The organism is Streptomyces fulvoviolaceus, from assembly GCF_000718165.1.
GTDB classification, from domain to species: Bacteria; Actinomycetota; Actinomycetes; order Streptomycetales; family Streptomycetaceae; genus Streptomyces; species Streptomyces fulvoviolaceus.
The window spans coordinates 15,618-33,075 of sequence record NZ_JOEY01000077.1 but is presented as its reverse complement, the minus strand read 5'-3'; the positions used below and the strand labels follow the sequence as shown (position 1 = coordinate 33,075).

The 17,458-nt window shown below is 68.9% G+C and carries 17 protein-coding genes; 14 read left to right on the top strand and 3 right to left on the bottom strand.

Translation table 11 applies throughout. From position 1 onward, the window contains the following. Positions 1-116: 116 nt before the first annotated feature. From IG08_RS0148455 to IG08_RS0148415, 9 genes are all read left to right on the top strand, one after another. A complete protein-coding gene (locus IG08_RS0148455) occupies positions 117-761 on the top strand; it encodes an HAD family hydrolase (RefSeq protein WP_030619638.1) in 645 nt (214 codons plus the stop codon). Positions 762-843: 82 nt separating this feature from the next. Next, positions 844-1,542, top strand: a complete 699-nt coding sequence (locus IG08_RS0148450; protein ID WP_030619635.1) for a VC0807 family protein — start codon at positions 844-846, stop codon at positions 1,540-1,542. Positions 1,543-1,621: 79 nt separating this feature from the next. Continuing rightward, on the top strand, positions 1,622-2,836 hold the full coding sequence (locus IG08_RS0148445; protein ID WP_030619632.1) for an MFS transporter: 1,215 nt from the start codon (positions 1,622-1,624) through the stop codon (positions 2,834-2,836). Then, entirely contained in the window at positions 2,787-3,959 is a 1,173-nt protein-coding gene (locus IG08_RS0148440) for an acetoin utilization protein AcuC (RefSeq protein WP_030619630.1), read from the top strand. The genes IG08_RS0148445 and IG08_RS0148440 overlap by 50 nt, the downstream gene beginning before the upstream one ends. Positions 3,960-4,263: 304 nt before the next feature. Next, positions 4,264-5,079: a phosphatase gene (locus IG08_RS0148435; RefSeq protein ID WP_030619628.1), complete on the top strand. Its 816-nt coding sequence runs from the start codon at positions 4,264-4,266 to the stop codon at positions 5,077-5,079. Between the two features lie 129 nt (positions 5,080-5,208). Next, positions 5,209-5,418, top strand: a complete 210-nt coding sequence (locus tag IG08_RS0148430; RefSeq protein ID WP_016437488.1) for a helix-turn-helix domain-containing protein — start codon at positions 5,209-5,211, stop codon at positions 5,416-5,418. 155 nt (positions 5,419-5,573) lie between these two features. Further along, positions 5,574-5,672 (top strand): 30S ribosomal protein bS22, encoded by a 99-nt coding sequence (locus IG08_RS58250; protein WP_003948845.1) that lies wholly within the window; start codon positions 5,574-5,576, stop codon positions 5,670-5,672. A 199-nt stretch (positions 5,673-5,871) separates the two neighbouring features. Beyond that, complete coding sequence (locus tag IG08_RS0148420; RefSeq protein ID WP_030619626.1) at positions 5,872-6,933, top strand: NAD-dependent epimerase/dehydratase family protein; 1,062 nt, start codon at positions 5,872-5,874, stop codon at positions 6,931-6,933. Between the two features lie 14 nt (positions 6,934-6,947). After that, positions 6,948-8,000 (top strand): lysophospholipid acyltransferase family protein, encoded by a 1,053-nt coding sequence (locus IG08_RS0148415; protein ID WP_030619624.1) that lies wholly within the window; start codon positions 6,948-6,950, stop codon positions 7,998-8,000. 115 nt (positions 8,001-8,115) lie between these two features. On the opposite strand, the gene IG08_RS0148410 is transcribed toward IG08_RS0148415, so the two are convergent. The 3 genes from IG08_RS0148410 to IG08_RS0148400 form a co-directional block, all read right to left on the bottom strand. Then, positions 8,116-9,342, bottom strand: coding sequence for a DUF5667 domain-containing protein (locus IG08_RS0148410; protein WP_030619622.1), 1,227 nt, complete (start codon positions 9,340-9,342; stop codon positions 8,116-8,118). Positions 9,343-9,575: 233 nt separating this feature from the next. After that, positions 9,576-10,349, bottom strand: a complete 774-nt coding sequence (locus IG08_RS0148405; RefSeq protein ID WP_030619619.1) for an ECF subfamily RNA polymerase sigma factor, BldN family — start codon at positions 10,347-10,349, stop codon at positions 9,576-9,578. Positions 10,350-10,725: 376 nt separating this feature from the next. Further along, complete coding sequence (locus IG08_RS0148400; RefSeq protein ID WP_078656044.1) at positions 10,726-11,652, bottom strand: HAD family hydrolase; 927 nt, start codon at positions 11,650-11,652, stop codon at positions 10,726-10,728. A gap of 94 nt (positions 11,653-11,746) precedes the next feature. Here IG08_RS0148400 and IG08_RS0148395 point away from each other — a divergent pair, with 94 nt between their 5' ends. The 5 genes from IG08_RS0148395 (at position 11,747) to IG08_RS0148370 (ending at position 17,454) form a co-directional block, all read left to right on the top strand. After that, the gene (locus IG08_RS0148395; RefSeq protein ID WP_030619615.1) at positions 11,747-12,034 is read left to right on the top strand and encodes a glutaredoxin family protein; all 288 of its coding nucleotides are present in this window, start codon (positions 11,747-11,749) and stop codon (positions 12,032-12,034) included. Positions 12,035-12,270: 236 nt separating this feature from the next. Next, positions 12,271-13,032: a redox-sensing transcriptional repressor Rex gene (locus tag IG08_RS0148390; protein ID WP_030619614.1), complete on the top strand. Its 762-nt coding sequence runs from the start codon at positions 12,271-12,273 to the stop codon at positions 13,030-13,032. Continuing rightward, complete coding sequence (locus IG08_RS0148385; protein ID WP_030619612.1) at positions 13,029-14,783, top strand: glutamyl-tRNA reductase; 1,755 nt, start codon at positions 13,029-13,031, stop codon at positions 14,781-14,783. The genes IG08_RS0148390 and IG08_RS0148385 overlap by 4 nt, the downstream gene beginning before the upstream one ends. Further along, the gene (gene hemC / locus IG08_RS0148380) at positions 14,780-15,739 is read left to right on the top strand and encodes a hydroxymethylbilane synthase (RefSeq protein ID WP_030619609.1); all 960 of its coding nucleotides are present in this window, start codon (positions 14,780-14,782) and stop codon (positions 15,737-15,739) included. The genes IG08_RS0148385 and hemC overlap by 4 nt, the downstream gene beginning before the upstream one ends. Further along, positions 15,736-17,454: a bifunctional uroporphyrinogen-III C-methyltransferase/uroporphyrinogen-III synthase gene (locus IG08_RS0148370; RefSeq protein WP_043457156.1), complete on the top strand. Its 1,719-nt coding sequence runs from the start codon at positions 15,736-15,738 to the stop codon at positions 17,452-17,454. Before hemC ends, IG08_RS0148370 begins: the two co-directional genes overlap by 4 nt. Positions 17,455-17,458 lie beyond the last annotated feature (4 nt).

Genomic DNA, 17,458 nt, shown 5'->3' with positions numbered 1-17,458 from the left:
TGGTACTGCAGGGGGGACCCTGTGGGAGAGTAGGACACCGCCGAACAAATTTTGGGAAAGGCCCACACCTTATGGTGTGGGCCTTTTCGCATTTCCGGGTCGCTTAGGGTCTACGTATGCGCTACGACTTGGTTATCTTCGACAATGATGGCGTCCTCGTCGACAGTGAGCCGATCTCCAACCGGCTCCTGGCCGGCTATCTGACCGAGCTGGGACACCCGACCTCGTACGAGGAGTCCATCCGGGACTACATGGGGTCCGCGATGCACCGGATCCATGACCTCGTGCAGGAGCGCACGGGGCAGCGGCTGCCTGAGGAGTTCGACGACGTCTTCCACGAGAGGGTGTTCGCGGCCTTCGAGCGGGAGTTGGAGGCGGTGGCCGGGGCCGTGGGGGTGCTGGAGAAGCTGGCGGCGGACGGGGTGCCGTACTGCGTGGCGTCGTCCGGGAGCCATGAGCGGATTCGGGTGGGGCATCGGAAGACCGGGCTGGACCGGTGGTTCGAGGACTCGCGGATCTTCAGTTCGCAGGATGTGGGGCGCGGGAAGCCGGCGCCGGATTTGTTCCTGTACGCGGCGGAGCGGATGGGGGTCGACCCGGCGCGGTGTGTCGTGATCGAGGACAGTCCGCTGGGGGTGCAGGCGGCTGTCGCTGCCGGGATGGACGTCTACGGGTTCACCGCCATGACGCCTGCCGCCAAGCTCGCCGGGGCCACTCAACTCTTCTCTGACATGGGGGAGTTGGCCGACCTCCTGGCCTGACCTGGTCGTCTGACATTTGTCATGCCGGGCTCCGGACGATCGTTTCTACTGGCGGACCCCGGCCGGGCGGGAACCTGAGGGCATGACGACGAAGATGAGCAAGCAGCAGAACACCTTCGGCCCGCTGATCGTGGACGTGGCGGTGCCCGTCGGGTCGTACTACCTCTTCAAGGACGCCTTCGGGATGGGCACCTTCGCGGCGCTCGCCTGGAGCAGCGTGGTGCCGGCCGGGCGGACGGCGTGGTGCGCGGTCAAGGAGCGGAGGGCCAACGGGCTTGCCGCTCTCATCCTCTTCGTGAACGCCGTGTCGCTGCTGCTCAGCTTCGTCTCCGGCGACCCTCGGCTGATGCTCGCCAAGGACAGCGGGGTCAGCAGCACGATCGGGATCGGGATCCTGGTGTCGGTGGCGCTGGGCCGGCCGATGATGACCGCGGGGTTCAAGCCCTTCCTGGTGCGGGGCGAGGCCGCCAGGGAGGCCGCCTGGGCGCGGCTGGCGGGCGGTTCCGCCCCCGGGTCCGCTGCCTTCCGGCGTTCGGAGCGGGTCTTCTCGGTGGTGTGGGGTGTCGTCCTGCTCGTGGAGTGCGTGGCGCGGGTGGTCGGTGCTTACACCGTTCCCGTGGACACCATGGTCTGGCTCGGGTCCGTCGTCCTCGCCGGTGCCATGACGCTGGCCTTCGTGGTCAGCCGTAGCATCGCCGCCGAGCCCATGGCGCGGCTGCTCACCGCCGAGGTGAAGGCGGCCGAGGAAGCCGCGAAGCGCGAAGTCGCCGTCGCCGCCTGAGCGTCACGGGTAAAGCTGAGGGAAATTCATCTTTGGCTGGATCTACCCACGAGTACGTTGGGGCCCTACGCTCGCCGCCATGACAGATGTGCTGCGGCGCGGTAGGGCCTCGCTGGCGTTCAGTTTCTTCGCGCAGGGTGTCGCCTTTGCTCTGCTGGTGACGCGTATCCCGGCCATTCAGGACCGTTACGGGGTCTCCGACGCGCTGCTGCCCGCCTTCCTGGCCGCGGTGCCGATCCTCGCCGGGGTGGGGAGCGTCACGACCGAGCAGCTCGTGAAGCGGATATCGCCCCGTCTCCTGTTGCGCTGGGCTCAGCCCGTCGTGCTCCTGGCGCTGCTCGGGGTGGGCGCGGGGGAGTCGATGGTCGAGCTCGGTGTCGCGCTCGCCGCGTTCGGGCTGGCCGTGGGTGCGCTGGACGCCTCGATGAACATGCTCGGGGTGCGGCTGCAGCGGTCGTACGGGCGCAGCATCATGCTCAGTTTCCATGCGGTGTTCAGCCTGGGTGGGATCGTGGGCGCCTCGCTCGCCTGGGTGGGGGCGCACTGGCATCTGGCGTTGTGGGTCTCGTATCTGCCGGTTGTCGTGGTGCTGCTGCCGGCGGCCCTGGTGGGGAGTCGGTGGTACGTCGACGGGGATGCCACGTCGGTGGAGGAGAAGGCGGGCGGCGAGGGCGGGACTGTTGTCTTCAAGCTGTTGCTGCCGCTGTGTCTGGTGATGACCTTCGCGTACATCGGGGACTCGACAGTTTCAAACTGGAGTGCGAAGTATCTGCAGGACGTGTTGGGGAGCAGTGAGCAGCTGGCGACCGTGCCGTACAACGTGTACATGGTGACCACGCTGCTCGGGCGGGCCATCGGGGACGTCGGGGTACGGCGGTTCGGGGCCGTGACGGTCGTACGGCTGGGGGCGGTCGTGGCGGCGGGCGGGTTCGCGGTGGTGGCCGTGGCGCCCGGGGCCTGGGTCGGGATGCTCGGGTTCACCTTGCTGGGGCTGGGGTTGTGTGTGCTGGTGCCGCAGACCTTCGCGGCGGCGGGGCGGTTGTTCCCGGGGGCGTCCGATGCGGCCGTCGCCCGGCTCAACGTCTTCAACTACGTGGGGTTCTTGATCGGTTCGCCGTTGGTGGGGGCGCTGGGGGATGCGTGGAGCTATCGCGGGGCCATGCTCGTGCCGATGGTGTTGGTGCTGGTGACGCTCGTGTACGCCCGGTCGTTCGCCGCTCAACCGGACCGATACGGTGGCGGGCATGAGCGGCCGCGCACAGCTGATGTGGGACGAGGCAGTAACGGGCTATGACTTCGGTCCGGATCATCCGATGGATCCGGTTCGGCTTGCCCTGACTCGGAGCCTTGTCGATGCCTTCGGGCTTGATCGGGAGGTCGACGTCGTCTCGGCGAAGCCGGCCGGGGAGTCGACCCTGCGGCTCGTCCACCGGGAGGACTACGTCGAGGCCGTGAAGGCGGCTTCCGTGGATCCGGGGGCGGCTGATCAGTCGTATGGGCTGGGGACGGTGGATGATCCGGCCTTTGCCGGGATGCATGAGGTGTCCGCGCTGATCGCCGGGCAGTCGGTGGGGGCTGCGGAGGCTGTGTGGCGTGGGGACGCGCTGCATGCGGTGAACTTCGCGGGTGGGTTGCATCATGCGATGCCGGGGGGTGCGTCGGGGTTCTGTATCTACAACGACGCGTCGCTGGCCATCGCGCGGTTGTTGGAGCTCGGGGCCGAGCGGGTCGCGTATGTGGATGTCGATGTGCATCACGGGGACGGGGTGCAGGCGGCGTTCTGGGAGGATCCTCGGGTTTTGACGATCTCCCTTCATGAGCATCCGCGGACCTTGTTTCCGCAGACCGGGTGGCCGGAGGAGACGGGGGCCGATTCGGCGGAGGGGTCGGCTGCGAATGTGGCGTTGCCGGCGGGGACCGGGGATGCGGGGTGGCTGCGGGCGTTTCACTCCGTGGTGCCGGAGTTGATCGCGGATTTCCGGCCGCAGGTGTTGGTGACTCAGCATGGGGCCGATACGCACTTCGAGGATCCGCTGGCGCATCTGGCTGTTTCGCTGGATGCGCAGCGGGCTGTGCAGGTTGCCTGTCATGAGCTGGCGCACGAGTACGCCGAGGGGCGGTGGGTGGCGCTGGGGGGTGGGGGGTACGCCGTGGTGGATGTCGTGCCGCGGTCTTGGACGCATCTGGTGGGGATTGCCGCGGGGCGGCCGGTTTTGCCGGAGGCGGTGATTCCTGAGGGGTGGCGGGCGGAAGTGTTCGCTCGGACTCGGCAGTTGGCGCCGGTGCGGATGACTGATGGGCGGTGGCCGGTGTCGTGGGCCGACTGGGAGGCGGGGTACGACCCTGCGGATCGGTTGGATCAGGCGGTGTTGGCGGCTCGGCGCGCGGTGTTTCCGTTGCGGGGGTTGTTGGCGTAGAGGGGGTCGCCCCCGCCGCCCCTACCCGTCCCGTTACCAGGGGCTCTGCCCCTTCGACCCCGTACCAGGGGGCTCCGCCCCCTGGACCCCCGATCGGCCCTGAACGGGCCTCGTCCTCAAACGCCGGACGGGCTGGGAGAGCACTGCCCGGTGCTGAAGGGCTTAGCCCCTGTGGGTGGGTGGGGATTGGGATGGCTGTGCTCGTCTTCAAGCGCCGGACGGGCTGAAAGACGTGTTACGCCAACTGTGCGGTGTTTCCCCGTTCGTATCGCGCTCGCATCTGCCGTCCGTCAGCATCGCACCCGTGTTGAGTACCGGCGCGCTGCGCGCTCATCTTCTCGCTGCTCGGCTGGCCGGGACCGTGGCGACGTCTCGGGAAGAGAGTCTGCGGAGTTATCGGCTTTTTGCTGCTCGGGATCCTCGGGTGCTGATCGGGCTTGATCCGGAGTGGTCTTGGGGGCAGCGGGATTTGATCGGGTTGATGGCGGATAAGTGTGGGGTTTCGGCCGATCCGAACCACACTCAAGGCCATGATGTGATCGATCCTGAGCGGACCCTGGTCGCGCTCGATGCCTTCGCCGAGCGGCTCGCCGCGGTTGCCCAGCGCAGTGGCCCTGTGCTGATCGGTACCGGGCATCCGCATCGGTTGCTCGGGTTCTACGCCGCTCTCGCGGACGCGCTGTCGGCGGCGGGGTGTGCCGTACTCACCCCTGCGCATGGTCACTGTGTCGACATAACGACCCGGTTCGGTCTACGCACGTACAACCTTGACTACGTACGAGGAGTCGCGTTGGTGCGGGAACCCGGTGCATCGAGCTCCGGTTGTGAGACCGGCGCACACACGCATTCGCCGCTCCCGGTTCGTACCGTGCTGGCCGCTGCCGCGGAGGCCGGTGGGCCGTTGCCCGAGCTGGTCATCGGGGACCACGGTTGGGTCTGCGGAGCAGGTCAGCTGGGGTTTGAGGCCATTGGGCTGGCGGATACGGATGACCCCGCGCTCTTTGTGGGAGAGGCCGAGGGGGTCGTGTCCGTCGTCGTTCCACTTGATGACGCTGTGCGGTCTGATTACTACCGGCCGCTGACCCGCTACGTACTCAATCGAGCGTGTCTGCCCCAGTAGGCCGCCGATGCGTGCACCTCTTCCCCACTTGCATCACCCGCCCCTACATTGGGGAGTGAGCACGCAACGACGAAGAGTCACCGGAAGGGGAAGCCGGTGACCGTCGAGTGCGGAAGGTTCAGGTGTGTCATGGCTGCTGAACAGAGGCCTCTGAGCGAGGTTCAGTTCCTTACCGTGGCGGAAGTCGCCTCGGTGATGCGAGTGTCGAAGATGACCGTGTACCGCCTGGTGCACAGTGGTCATCTGCCCGCGATCAGGGTGGGACGGTCCTTCCGTGTCCCCGAGAACGCGGTTCACGAATACCTGCGTGAGAGCTATGTGGGGGTGGAAACCGCCTGACGATCGTGGTCCGGGGAGGTCCTCAGGGCACTAGTGGATCTCCCCCGGTCACCTCGATTACGACCTCAGCGCTCGGGCGGGTAGGCTAGCCCCTTGTAGGTCGTATGGGCCCATGGCGCCCAACGCCGAGTGATGAGAAGTGAGCGAGGGTAGTCGTGGGCTCTGTTATCAAGAAGCGGCGCAAGCGGATGGCCAAGAAGAAGCACCGCAAGCTGCTCAAGCGCACGCGCGTTCAGCGTCGCAACAAGAAGTAAGCGACGCCGCGAAAGTAGCGCGGTTGTGGCCCCCCACCCAATGCTGGTGGGGGGCCACACGCGTGCCAGGGGGCTGGATGTCGTCACCTCGTGCATTGGGCGGTCATCACAGCGCAACATCGACCCGCTAAGTTGGGCCGCACACGGGGAACGCGGCGGAGTACCAGGGCAGTACGAGGGCGGAAGGAAGGCACTGATCTTGGGGAAGGTCGTGCTCGTGACCGGAGTGGCCCGTCAGCTGGGGGGCCGGTTCGTACGACGGATCCAGCGTGACCCGCAGGTGGACCGGGTGATCGCCGTGGACGCGGTGCCGCCCGAGCACCATCTGGGTGGTGCCGACTTCATCCAGGCCGACATAAGGCAGTCCACCATCGCGCGGGTGCTGGCCGAGACGGGTGCCGACACGGTCGTACACCTGGATGTGACGGCCATGGCGCTCGGCAGTGGCAGCCGGACCACGGTCAAGGAGACCAACGTCATCGGCACCATGCAGCTGCTCGGTGCCTGTCAGAAGTCGCCGACGGTGAAGCGGCTCGTGATCAAGTCCAGTACGAATGTGTATGGGTCGGCGCCTCGGGACCCTGCCGTGTTCACCGAGACGACCCCGCCCAAGTCCCTGCCCTCCGGCGGGTTCGCCAAGGACACGGTCGAGGTCGAGGGGTATGTGCGGGGGTTCGCGCGGCGGCGGCCCGATGTGGCCGTGTGCGTACTGCGGTTCGCGAACATCCTGGGGCCTACGGCGGACACGCCTCTGGTCTCGTACTTCTCGCTGCCCGTCCTGCCGACCGTGTTCGGGTACGACCCCCGGCTGCAGTTCGTGCACGAGGACGACGTGATCGAGGTGCTGCGGATCTCCTCGCACGAGCCGGAGCGGGGCACGCTCAACAGCGGCACCTTCAACATCGCGGGCGACGGCGTGCTGTTGCTGTCGCAGTGTTCGCGGCGGCTCGGGCGGCCCACCGTGCCGCTGTTGCTGCCGGCGGTCACCTGGGCCGGCTCTCTGGTGCGTACGCTGGGCATGACGGACTTCTCGCCCGAGCAGATCCGGCTGCTGACGCACGGCCGGGTCGTGGCGACGGACCAGATGCGGGAGACGCTCGGGTTCCAGCCGAAGTACACGACGGCGGAGACCTTCGCGGACTTCGCGCGCAGCCAGGGCCCCGGACTCCTGCCGCCGGAGGCCCTTGCCGGGGCCGTCGACCGGATCGCCGCGCTGCCCCTGGCGGGCAGCGGCCACCCCCCGACGCAGAGCGCCAACTGAGGAGCGCATCAACGATGGCGGATGCCAAGGTCATTCCGTTCGACGACGACCGGTCCCGTGGGAGCGCCGTACAGCGGCCGTCGCGGCGCCGGAGCGCGGGGAGCCGGCGCAAGGGTTTGGAACCCGGGCTGGTCCGCGAGGTCCAGCCCCTGCCCAGCAGGGCTCTCGCGCAGGATGATGTTCCTGTGACACGTGAGGAACAGCCGCCCGAGAAGCCCCAGAACACCGGCGGCCTGGAGCAGCGCATCGCGGGCGGGCTCAGCTTCCTGCGCCGCCGCCTCACCGGTGACTACGACGTCGACGACTTCGGCTACGACGAGGAGTTGACCGACCAGGTCCTGATGTCCCTGCTGCGCCCGGTGTACGAGAAGTACTTCCGGGTCGAGGTGAAGGGCGTCGAGAACATCCCGTCGGAGGGCGGCGCGCTGATCGTCGCCAACCACTCCGGCACGCTTCCGCTGGACGGCCTGATGCTGCAGGTCGCCGTCCATGACAACCACCCCGCGAACCGGCATCTCCGCCTGCTCGCGGCGGACCTGGTGTTCATGCTGCCGGTGGTCAACGAACTCGCCCGCAAGGCCGGTCACACCCTCGCCTGCGCCGAGGACGCCGAACGGCTGCTGGGGCGCGGTGAACTGGTCGGTGTGATGCCGGAGGGCTTCAAGGGCATCGGCAAGCCGTTCTCCGAGCGCTACAAGCTCCAGCGCTTCGGCCGCGGCGGCTTCGTCTCGACCGCGCTGCGCAAGGGCGCCCCGATCATCCCCTGCTCGATCGTGGGCGCGGAGGAGATCTACCCGATGATCGGCAACGCGAAGACCCTCGCGCGCGTGCTGGGCTTCCCGTACTTCCCGATCACGCCGACCTTCCCGTGGCTGGGCCCGCTGGGCGCGATCCCGCTCCCGACGAAGTGGACGATCCAGTTCGGCGAGCCGATCCTCACGGACGGCTATCCGCCGGAGGCCGCCGAGGACCCGATGCTCATGTTCAACCTGACCGACCAGGTCAGAGAACAGATCCAGCACACGCTCTACAAGTTGCTGGTGCAGCGTCGGTCCGTGTTCTTCTGAGCTCGGGGCGCTTCTTCGTAGCCGCTGTCTGAGAAACCTGACAAATGCCTGTCTGTTGTACGACGACGGGGGCACCCCTCGTGGGAGGGGTGCCCCCGTCGTCGTACCGGAAGGACTAGCCTGCGTCCTCGCCGTCGATGCCCAGGCCGGGCAGGAGGCCCGGGAGCAGGGGTGGGACGGTGACGTCCGGCTCGGTGGTCGGGGCCGTCGTGGACGGTGAGGCGGTGCCGGTGTCCAGCGGCGGGTCGAGCAGGCCGCCGGTGTTGCCGCCGAGCAGGCCGTCGCTGTCGCCGGAGGCCGACTTGCTCGGGTCGGTGCTGCCGGTGCCGCTGCCGTCGGAGGAGCTGCCGTTGCCGGTGCCCGGTGCCGTCGAACGGCCGGAACCGGTCGAGGTGTCGGAGGAGGACCCCGACCCGGAGCCCTGACGCCCGCCCGTGCCGCCGCCCTGAGCCGGGGGCTGCGGGAGGAGGGACTGCAGCGGGGCGACCTCTTCGTCTATGGCGTCGAAGACCGACGACACCTGGTCGCTGACATCGCCGAGCTGTACGGGCAGCTTCTCGCGGAGCAGGCCCCAGGCCTCGCGGTGCGAGCGCGAGAAGCTGTCCAGGGCCTGGATGGGGCCCAGGGAGTTCGGGTCGCGTTCATACGCCTCGTGGAGCAGGCGGTGGCCCTCGGAGGCGTCGTGCTGCATGCCGGACAGGGCACGGCGGATCTCGCCCACGGACTCGTGGTCGAGCTGGCCGTCGCGGCCGCGGTCCATGAGCCGGCGCGCTTCGTTGAGGCGGGTGGAGGCCTGGTCGAGGTAGGCGACCCCGCGCTCGTCGTCGCCGTCGGACAGGTAGCTGAGCTTGAAGTCCTCGATTCCGCGCTTGAGGCCGTAGAGCGAGTCGCCGGGGAGGGCGTCCGAGCTCGCGGCGGCGACGCCGCCGAAGGCTCCGGCGGCCATTCCGACGCTGAGTCCGCCCGCGGCGAGGCCCTTGGTGAGCCGGGAACGCGGTCGCAGTTTGCCCAGTGGGCTCGCCCGGTGCGTGCCTCTGGACCGAGCGGAACGCTGCTCGGGTACGGACGGTTCCGGAGCTTCGCCTCCCAGCAGCATGGCCTCCATGGCAGCCACGAGCTGGGCTCGCTGCACCACTTTGACCTCGGGATCCAGCTCAGGCCTGGGCAGCTCGCCGAGACACTCCGCCAGGGCCAACAGACGACCCTGCTCGGTCTGTTCCGCAGCAGCCGGGGCCGGGGCCGGTCCTTCGGACTGCTCGGCCGCCGGGTCCCGGTCGGACTGCTCCTCCAGGGCCTGGGCGAAGGCGTTCGCCCGCCGGTGTGCCGATACGTTCGCGATCACTGGCGGCACCTCCTCTCGTCATGACGGTCGACTCCCCAGGGGGTCCTGAGGGTTGCACACCCTGACCAGAGGCACACGATCGAGTGATCGGAGTCGGCCAGGGAGTGACCACAGGGAGCCTGCATCCCGCACAACGAGCGGCGCGGCACTTGGGTTACGGACGACGGATGATCGGACCGCGAAGTCAACAGTCTTTCACCGTGGGTGAGTTGGATGTTGCTCAGCGTGCGGGGTCAGCGGGCGTCGTCCGGGAGGAGCCGGGCGAGGGTGCGCACGGCCCGGTACTGGAGGGTCTTGATGGCCCCCTCGTTCTTGCCCATCACGCGGGCGGTCTCGGCGACGGAGAGGCCCTGGAGGAAGCGCAGCGTCACGCACTCCTGCTGCTGCGGGTTGAGCCGCTTCACGGCGTCGAGGAGCGCGGCGTTGGAGAGGGACTCCAGGACGGAGTCCTCGGGGGAGCGCTCGACCTCGTTGGCGTCGAGCATCTCGCCGGTGGTCACCTCGAGCCGGAAGCGGCTCGACTTGAAGTGGTCGGCTACGAGGTTGCGGGCGATGGTCACGAGCCAGGCGCCGAAGTCGCGGCCCTGCCAGGTGAAGGTTCCGATCCGGCGCAGGGCGCGCAGGAACGTCTCGCTGGTGAGGTCCTCTGCGGTGGCCTTACCTCCCACTCGGTAATAGATGTACCGGTACACGGTGTCGCTGTACTGGTCATATAGGCGGCCGAAAGCGTCGGCCTCGCCGGCCTGGGCACGTTCGACCAGGTCCATCATGCGGGCGCTGTCGCTGTCCGCGGCGGGACGGCGGGCGGTGGCGGCGCCGGTCGAGCGCCCTCGTCTGCCGACGGCCGCGGAGCCGTCGGCCAGTGCATAGCAAGGGCCGATCGGCGCCGTGGCTACGGCGAGGGCGGGGACGGCGTACGCGGTGGGGACGAAGCCGCGCAACAGGTCTTGGACCGTTGCGCGCAGCGTAGCCAGGCCCGAGGCGTCAACCCCGACGTGTGGGTACACGGGACTCCCAGAGGCAGAGCTTCCATCACGTGCAGTGCGGGACCGTTCACCCGTCGTAGCGACGGAGGGGTACCGGTTTGCGTCTGAGGAGAATAACGCTTAGTGCAGGCACTGCTACACCCAGTTGCTCTATTCATCGATTACGTCGCTTCTGTAACCGAATGGCGCCCGTTCAAGTACCGCAGAGTGACCGGTTGTTGATCGAAACCGGTCGTGTTCTGTCCCGGTCCAGGGCGTGTTGTGGCGGTGTGCCGACAAGAGGACTGGATGGGGGTGGTGGGGGGTACTGGTTCCATTTCGGGCGCGGGTCCGTCGTGGCTGGTCGCGCCCACGCGGCGGAGCCGCATATCGATACAGCCCCGCGCCCCTGGGTGGGCTAGCGGCGGCGGCGATGCAATGCGATCGCTGCTGCAGTGCCTCCAGCTACCGCTCCTACACCTGCGGCTGCCGGGATGCCGACCTTCGCGGCCTTCCTGCCCGTGCGGTAGTCGCGCAGGCGCCATTCCAGGCCCCTTGCGTGCTTGCGGAGCTTGGAGTCCGGGTTGATCGCGTAGGGGTGGCCGACCAGGGAGAGCATCGGGATGTCGTTGTGGGAGTCGCTGTAGGCGGCGCAGCGGGAGAGGTCGAGGCCCTCCGCCGCGGCCAGGGCGCGGACCGCCTCCGCCTTTGCCGGGCCGTGGAGGGGCTCGCCGACCAGCTTGCCCGTGTAGACGCCGTCGACCGACTCGGCGACCGTGCCGAGGGCGCCCGTGAGGCCGAGGCGGCGGGCGATCACCTGGGCGATCTCGACCGGGGCCGCTGTGACCAACCACACCTTCTGACCGGCGTCCAGGTGGGCCTGGGCCAGCGCCCGTGTGCCCGGCCAGATGCGCTCGGCCATGTACTCGTCGTAGATCTCCTCGCCGATCGACATCAGCTCGGAGACGCGGTGGCCCTGGACGATGGAGAGCGCGGAGTCCCGTGCCTCCTGCATGTGTTCGGGGTCCTCGACGCCGGCCAGCCGGAACCAGGCCTGCTGCCAGGCGAACTTGGCGAGGTCGCGGGTCTCGAAGAACTTCCGCTTGTACAGGCCCCGGCCGAAGTGGAAGAGGGCGGCACCTTGCATGACGGTGTTGTCGAGGTCGAAGAAGGCGGCGGCCTTGTCGTCGCCCAGGACCGGGAACTCCGTCTCCGGCTCGGTGCCGGTGACGTCCTCTGTTTCCTGGGAGGACTTGCGCGCTGCCTCAGCCGAGGCCTCGCCTGCCAACACGCTCCGCGCCGTGGCGGAGCGCCTACGGGGAGTGAGCCATCCGAGAGCGGCCATGTCGTGAGCATAGCCAGTCTGTTCGGTGGTTCCGGAGTCGAGAGGTTTGGAGGGTGTGAACTCTCCGCGACTGTGCCGTTAAACAAGCGGGAGAATGGCCGACATGAGTCCCCTCTTCCGCCGAAAGCCGGCCAAGGCTCCCGAGGACCGGCTGGTCACGCTCATCCGCAAGCCGGGCTGTCATCTGTGTGATGACGCACAGTCCGTGATCGAGAAGGTGTGCGGTGATCTCGGGGTTCCCTGGGAGTCGAAGAGCATCGACCAGGATCCCCAACTCCACGATCAGTACTGGGAACAGATCCCCGTCGTGCTGGTCGACGGTGAACAGCACACGTTCTGGCGGGTGAACGAAGATCGTCTGCGCAAGGCACTGACCGAGTAGTCCAACTGGTCCGGCCGGTCGCTTAGGATCGATGGCGACTTGGCCTTGGGGGGCGGGATCAATGAGGAGCGTGTGCCGTTTTGCCCCCGAGAGAGACGCGCGTGACCCCGGTCACGTTGGCCGGGCAAATCGGACACCATCTTTGTGCACGCGTTCACAAAGACATAGCCTGCTTCCGACGGGGCGGTCTGGGGACGTGTGACCGCCTGCAGCCCCGCTCTACCCGCAGGAGCACCGTGGCAACTGGCCGAACTCACCGACCGGCGACCCGTAGCCGAGGGATTCCCGAGGCCACCGTCGCCCGTCTTCCGCTGTACCTCCGTGCCCTGACCGCGCTGTCGGAGCGCTCGGTCCCCACGGTGTCATCCGAGGAACTCGCGGCCGCGGCGGGGGTCAACTCCGCGAAGCTGCGCAAGGACTTCTCCTACCTCGGCTCCTACGGGACGCGTGGTGTCGGTTACGACGTCGAGTATCTCGTCTACCAGATCTCCCGTGAACTGGGCCTGACCCAGGACTGGCCGGTTGTGATCGTCGGTATCGGTAACCTCGGCGCCGCCCTCGCCAACTACGGCGGGTTCGCCTCCCGTGGTTTCCGGGTCGCCGCCCTCATCGACGCCGATCCGGCCATGGCCGGGAAGCCCGTCGCGGGGATTCCGGTGCAGCACGCGGATGAGCTGGAAAAGATCATCGAGGACAACGGCGTCTCGATCGGCGTGATCGCGACCCCCGCCGGTGCCGCCCAGCCGGTCTGCGACCGGCTCGTGGCCGCCGGGGTCACCTCCATCCTGAACTTCGCGCCGACCGTGCTGACCGTCCCGGACGGCGTCGACGTGCGCAAGGTCGACCTCTCCATCGAGCTGCAGATCCTCGCCTTCCACGAGCAGCGCAAGGCCGGCGAGGAGGCCGCCGCAGAAGGCGCCGCCCAGGCCGCCGGCCCGCGCAGCGAGACCGCCGACAAAGGGCCCGACGGGGACGTACCCGCCGTGATGCCGGCATGAGTCTCCTCGTCGTCGGGCTGAGCCACCGCAGCGCCCCGGTCAGCGTCCTGGAGCGGGCCGCGCTCTCCGCGGACGCCCAGATCAAGCTGCTGCAGGACACGGTCGCCGCCGAGCCCGCCACCGAGGCCGCGGTCCTGGCCACCTGCAACCGCATCGAGCTGTACGCCGACGTCGACAAGTTCCACGCCGGTGTCGCCGAGTTGTCCACGCTGCTGGCCCAGCATTGCGGGGTCGGGCTGGAAGAGCTCACCCCTTATCTGTACGTGCACTACGAGGACCGGGCCGTCCATCATCTGTTCTCGGTGGCCTGTGGGCTCGATTCCATGGTCGTCGGCGAGGGGCAGATCCTCGGGCAGATCAAGGACTCCCTCGCCAAGGCGCAGGAGCTGCACAGCGCCGGGCGGCTGCTGAACGACCTGTTCCAGCAGGCGCTGCGGGTCGGAAAGCGTGCGCACTCCGAGACCGGGATCGACCGGGCCGGGCAGTCGCTGGTCACCTTCGGCCTGGAGCAGCTGTCCTCCGGTACGGCGGTTCAGGACTGGGCCCGTGGCAAGAAGGCCCTCGTCATCGGCGCCGGGTCGATGTCCTCGCTGGCCGCCGCGACGCTCGCGCGTGCGGGTGTCGCCGAGATCGTGATCGCCAACCGGACCCCGGACCGTGCCGAGCGCCTGGTCCAGATCCTCACCGAGGGCGACGAAACGGACGTGCTGGCCCGCGCGGTACCGATGGAATCGGTGCCGGTCGAGCTGACACGTGCCGATGTTGCGGTGTCCTGTACTGGTGCGACTGGGCTTGTGCTTACGGCTGAGGCGGTTGCCGCAGCTGTTGAGGGCGCCGGTGTCGGTGCCGGCCGGGAGGCGTTCGCGCAACTCGGCGCTTACGAGGTGCCGCCTGCGCCCACCCGAGCGGCACGACTGCCCGCAGGCTCCGCGGATGACGAGAACTGTCCGCTCGACCTGAACTCCGTGCAGGCCACCGCCGGGTTCTCCGTGCTCGGTGAGGCTGCCGTCGCCGGGATGGGCGCCGCCGAGCTGGAGCAGCACGCGGCCTGGGTGGACAACGCGCCGCGGCCGCAGACCGGCGCGGTCAGCGTGGCCGACCCCACCGACGAGGCCGATGCCATCGCCGCGCTCGCCGCCACCGCCGCCACGGTCGGGCGGATCCCCGAGCGCCGTAGGCCCGAGCCCGTCGCCGGGATTCCGCGGCCGGCCCCCTCTCTCTTCCTCCTCGACCTGGCCATGCCCCGCGACATCGACGCGGCCGTGCACCGGCTGGCCGGGGTGCGGCTCGTCGACATCGAGTCGCTCGCCGACGCGTCGGCCACTGTGTCCAATCAGCGGACTCCGTCCGCGGGCCCGATGGCGGCCGACGTCGACCAGGTCCGCCGTATCGTCGCCGACGAGGTCGCGGCCTTCGGGGCCGCGCTGAGGGCCGCGCACATCACGCCGACCGTGGTCGCCCTGCGCGCCATGGCCGCCGATGTCGTGGCGAACGAGATCGCCCGCCTCGAGGGGCGGCTGCCCGGGCTCGACGACAAGCACCGCGGCGAGATCACGCAGACCGTGAAGCGTGTGGTCGACAAGCTGCTGCACGCGCCGACCGTACGGGTCAAGCAACTCGCGGCCGAGCCCGGCGGCGCCGGGTACGCGGACGCGCTGCGGACCCTGTTCGACCTCGACCCCGAGACGGTGGCCGCCGTCTCCCGGGCCGACAACGACTCTGAGAACAGCAAGAACCGAGGGCCGGCATGACGGAAAAGGCATTGAGGCTCGGGACCAGGCGAAGCAGACTCGCCATGGCCCAGTCCGGGCAGGTGGCGGACGCCGTGAGCCAGGTGACCGGACGGCCCGTCGAGCTCGTCGAGATCACCACGTACGGCGATGTGTCAAAGGAACAGCTCGCGCAGATCGGCGGCACGGGCGTCTTCGTGACCGCGCTGCGGGAGGCTCTCCTCAAGGGGGAGGTCGACCTCGCGGTGCACTCGCTGAAGGACCTGCCCACCGGGCAGCCCGACGAGCTGTCGCTCGCCGCGATCCCGGTGCGCGAGGACCCCCGCGACGTCATCGTCGCCCGGGACGCGCTGAAGTTCACCGACCTGCCGCGCGGGGCGCGCATCGGTACGGGTTCGCCGCGGCGGATGGCCCAACTGAACGCGTACGCGCGCAGCCACGGACTTGATATCGAGACGGTTCCGATTCGCGGGAACGTGGATACGCGGATCGGGTTCGTGCGAGATGGTGAGCTTGATGCGGTTGTGCTTGCTGCGGCCGGCCTGAATCGCATCGGGCGCATTGATGAAGTGACCGACTTCCTGTCGGTCGACACGGTTTTGCCCGCTCCCGGCCAGGGAGCACTCGCGATCGAATGTGCCGCGGACAACGCGGACCTGATCGCCGCGCTCGGAGAGCTCGACGACCCGTTCACGCGGGTCGCCGTGACCGCCGAGCGGTCACTGCTCGCCGCCCTGGAGGCCGGCTGCAGCGCCCCTGTGGGCGCGCTGGCCGACCTGCTGGCCGACGGGCAGATTGTCAAGGAAATGCGCCTGCGCGGCGTCGTCGGTACCACCGACGGCTCGCGGATGGTGCAGCTGTCCACCACCGGTCCCGTGCCCGAGACGTACGACCAAGCAATGGCGCTCGGCCGTGAACTCGCTGCCGAGATGCTTGCCCAGGGCGCGGCCGGTCTGATGGGGGAGCGAGCACAGTGAGCCCCACCACTCTTCCCGCCGGTCCTGAACACGGGCACGTCACCTTCCTGGGTGCCGGACCCGGAGATCCGGGACTACTGACTCTGCGCGCCGTCGAAGCGCTGGGCCACGCGGACGTCCTCGTCGCCGGGCACGAAGCGCTCGACGTCGTACGCACGCACGCCAGGCCGAGTGTCGCCGTCGTGAACACGGATACGGAGGCCTCAGCAGGTCTTGCTTCGGGTCCGGCTCCGGGCACAGGCGCGCCTCAACTAACGGTTGTTGACGGTTCGTCAACAACCGCAGGCATCCCCGCCGTGCGGGATGCCGCACATCTTGTCATGGAGGCCGCGCGGGGCGGCAGGCGGGTCGTACGTGCGGTGTCCGGGGACCCCGGACTCGACGCGTACGCCGCCGAGGAGATGCTGGCGTGCGCCGCCGCGGGGGTGCCTTTCGAGGTCGTTCCCGGGGTCGCCGCCGCGGTCGGCGTACCCGCGTACGCCGGTGTGCCGCTGCGTGACGCCCAGGGCGCCGACGTCCGGTTCGTGGATGCGCGGACCGCTTCGGACCGGTGCTGGACGGAGGTGGGGGCGTCGGACGGGACCGTTGTGGTTTCCACGTCGCTCGACTCCGTCGGTGCCGCCGCGGGTGAGCTGGTCGCCGCCGGGCGTAAGCCCGATACGCCGATGACGGTGACGGTGGCCGGTACGACCACGCGGCAGCGGACGTGGACGGCCACTCTGGGCACCATCGCCCAGACCCTGAAGCAGGCCAAGGTGCTGCCCTCGCCCGAGGGCGGGCGGCCGGTGATAGCCGTGGTCGGTGAGCGTTCTGCCGCGGCTCAGCGTGAGCAGTTGTCGTGGTTCGAGTCCAAGCCGCTCTTCGGGTGGCGGGTGCTCGTGCCGCGTACGAAGGAGCAGGCGGCTTCGCTCTCCGACCAGCTGCGGTCCTACGGGGCCGTGCCGCACGAGGTGCCCACGATCGCCGTCGAGCCGCCGCGGACGCCTCAGCAGATGGAGCGGGCGGTCAAGGGGCTCGTCACCGGGCGGTACGAGTGGATCGCCTTCACCTCGGTGAACGCGGTCAAGGCCGTGCGGGAGAAGTTCGAGGAGTACGGGCTCGATGCGCGGGCCTTCGCCGGGATCAAGGTCGCGGCGGTGGGGGAACAGACGGCGAAGGCGCTGGTCGCCTTCGGAGTGAAGCCGGATCTGGTGCCCTCCGGGGAGCAGTCGGCGGCCGGATTGCTCGAGGACTGGCCGCCGTACGACCCCGTTTTCGATCCGATCGACCGGGTGTTCCTGCCGCGGGCCGACATCGCCACCGAGACGCTGGTCGCGGGGCTGATCGAGCTCGGGTGGGAGGTCGACGACGTCACCGCCTATCGGACCGTGCGGGCCTCGCCGCCGCCTGCGGAGACCCGTGAGGCGATCAAGGGGGGTGGCTTCGATGCCGTTCTCTTCACGTCGTCCTCCACCGTGCGGAACCTGGTGGGGATCGCCGGTAAGCCTCACAACGTGACCGTCATCGCCTGTATCGGGCCTGCCACGGCCAAGACCGCCGAGGAGCACGGGCTGCGGGTCGATGTCATGGCTCCGGAGCCGTCCGTGCACAAGCTCGCCGAGGCGCTTGCCGACTTCGGGCTGAAGCGGCGGGCCGCGGCGACCGAGGCCGGGGATCCGGTCACTCGGCCGAGCGAGCGGCGGCCGGGGGCTCGGCGACGGCGGTCGACGACGTAGGACG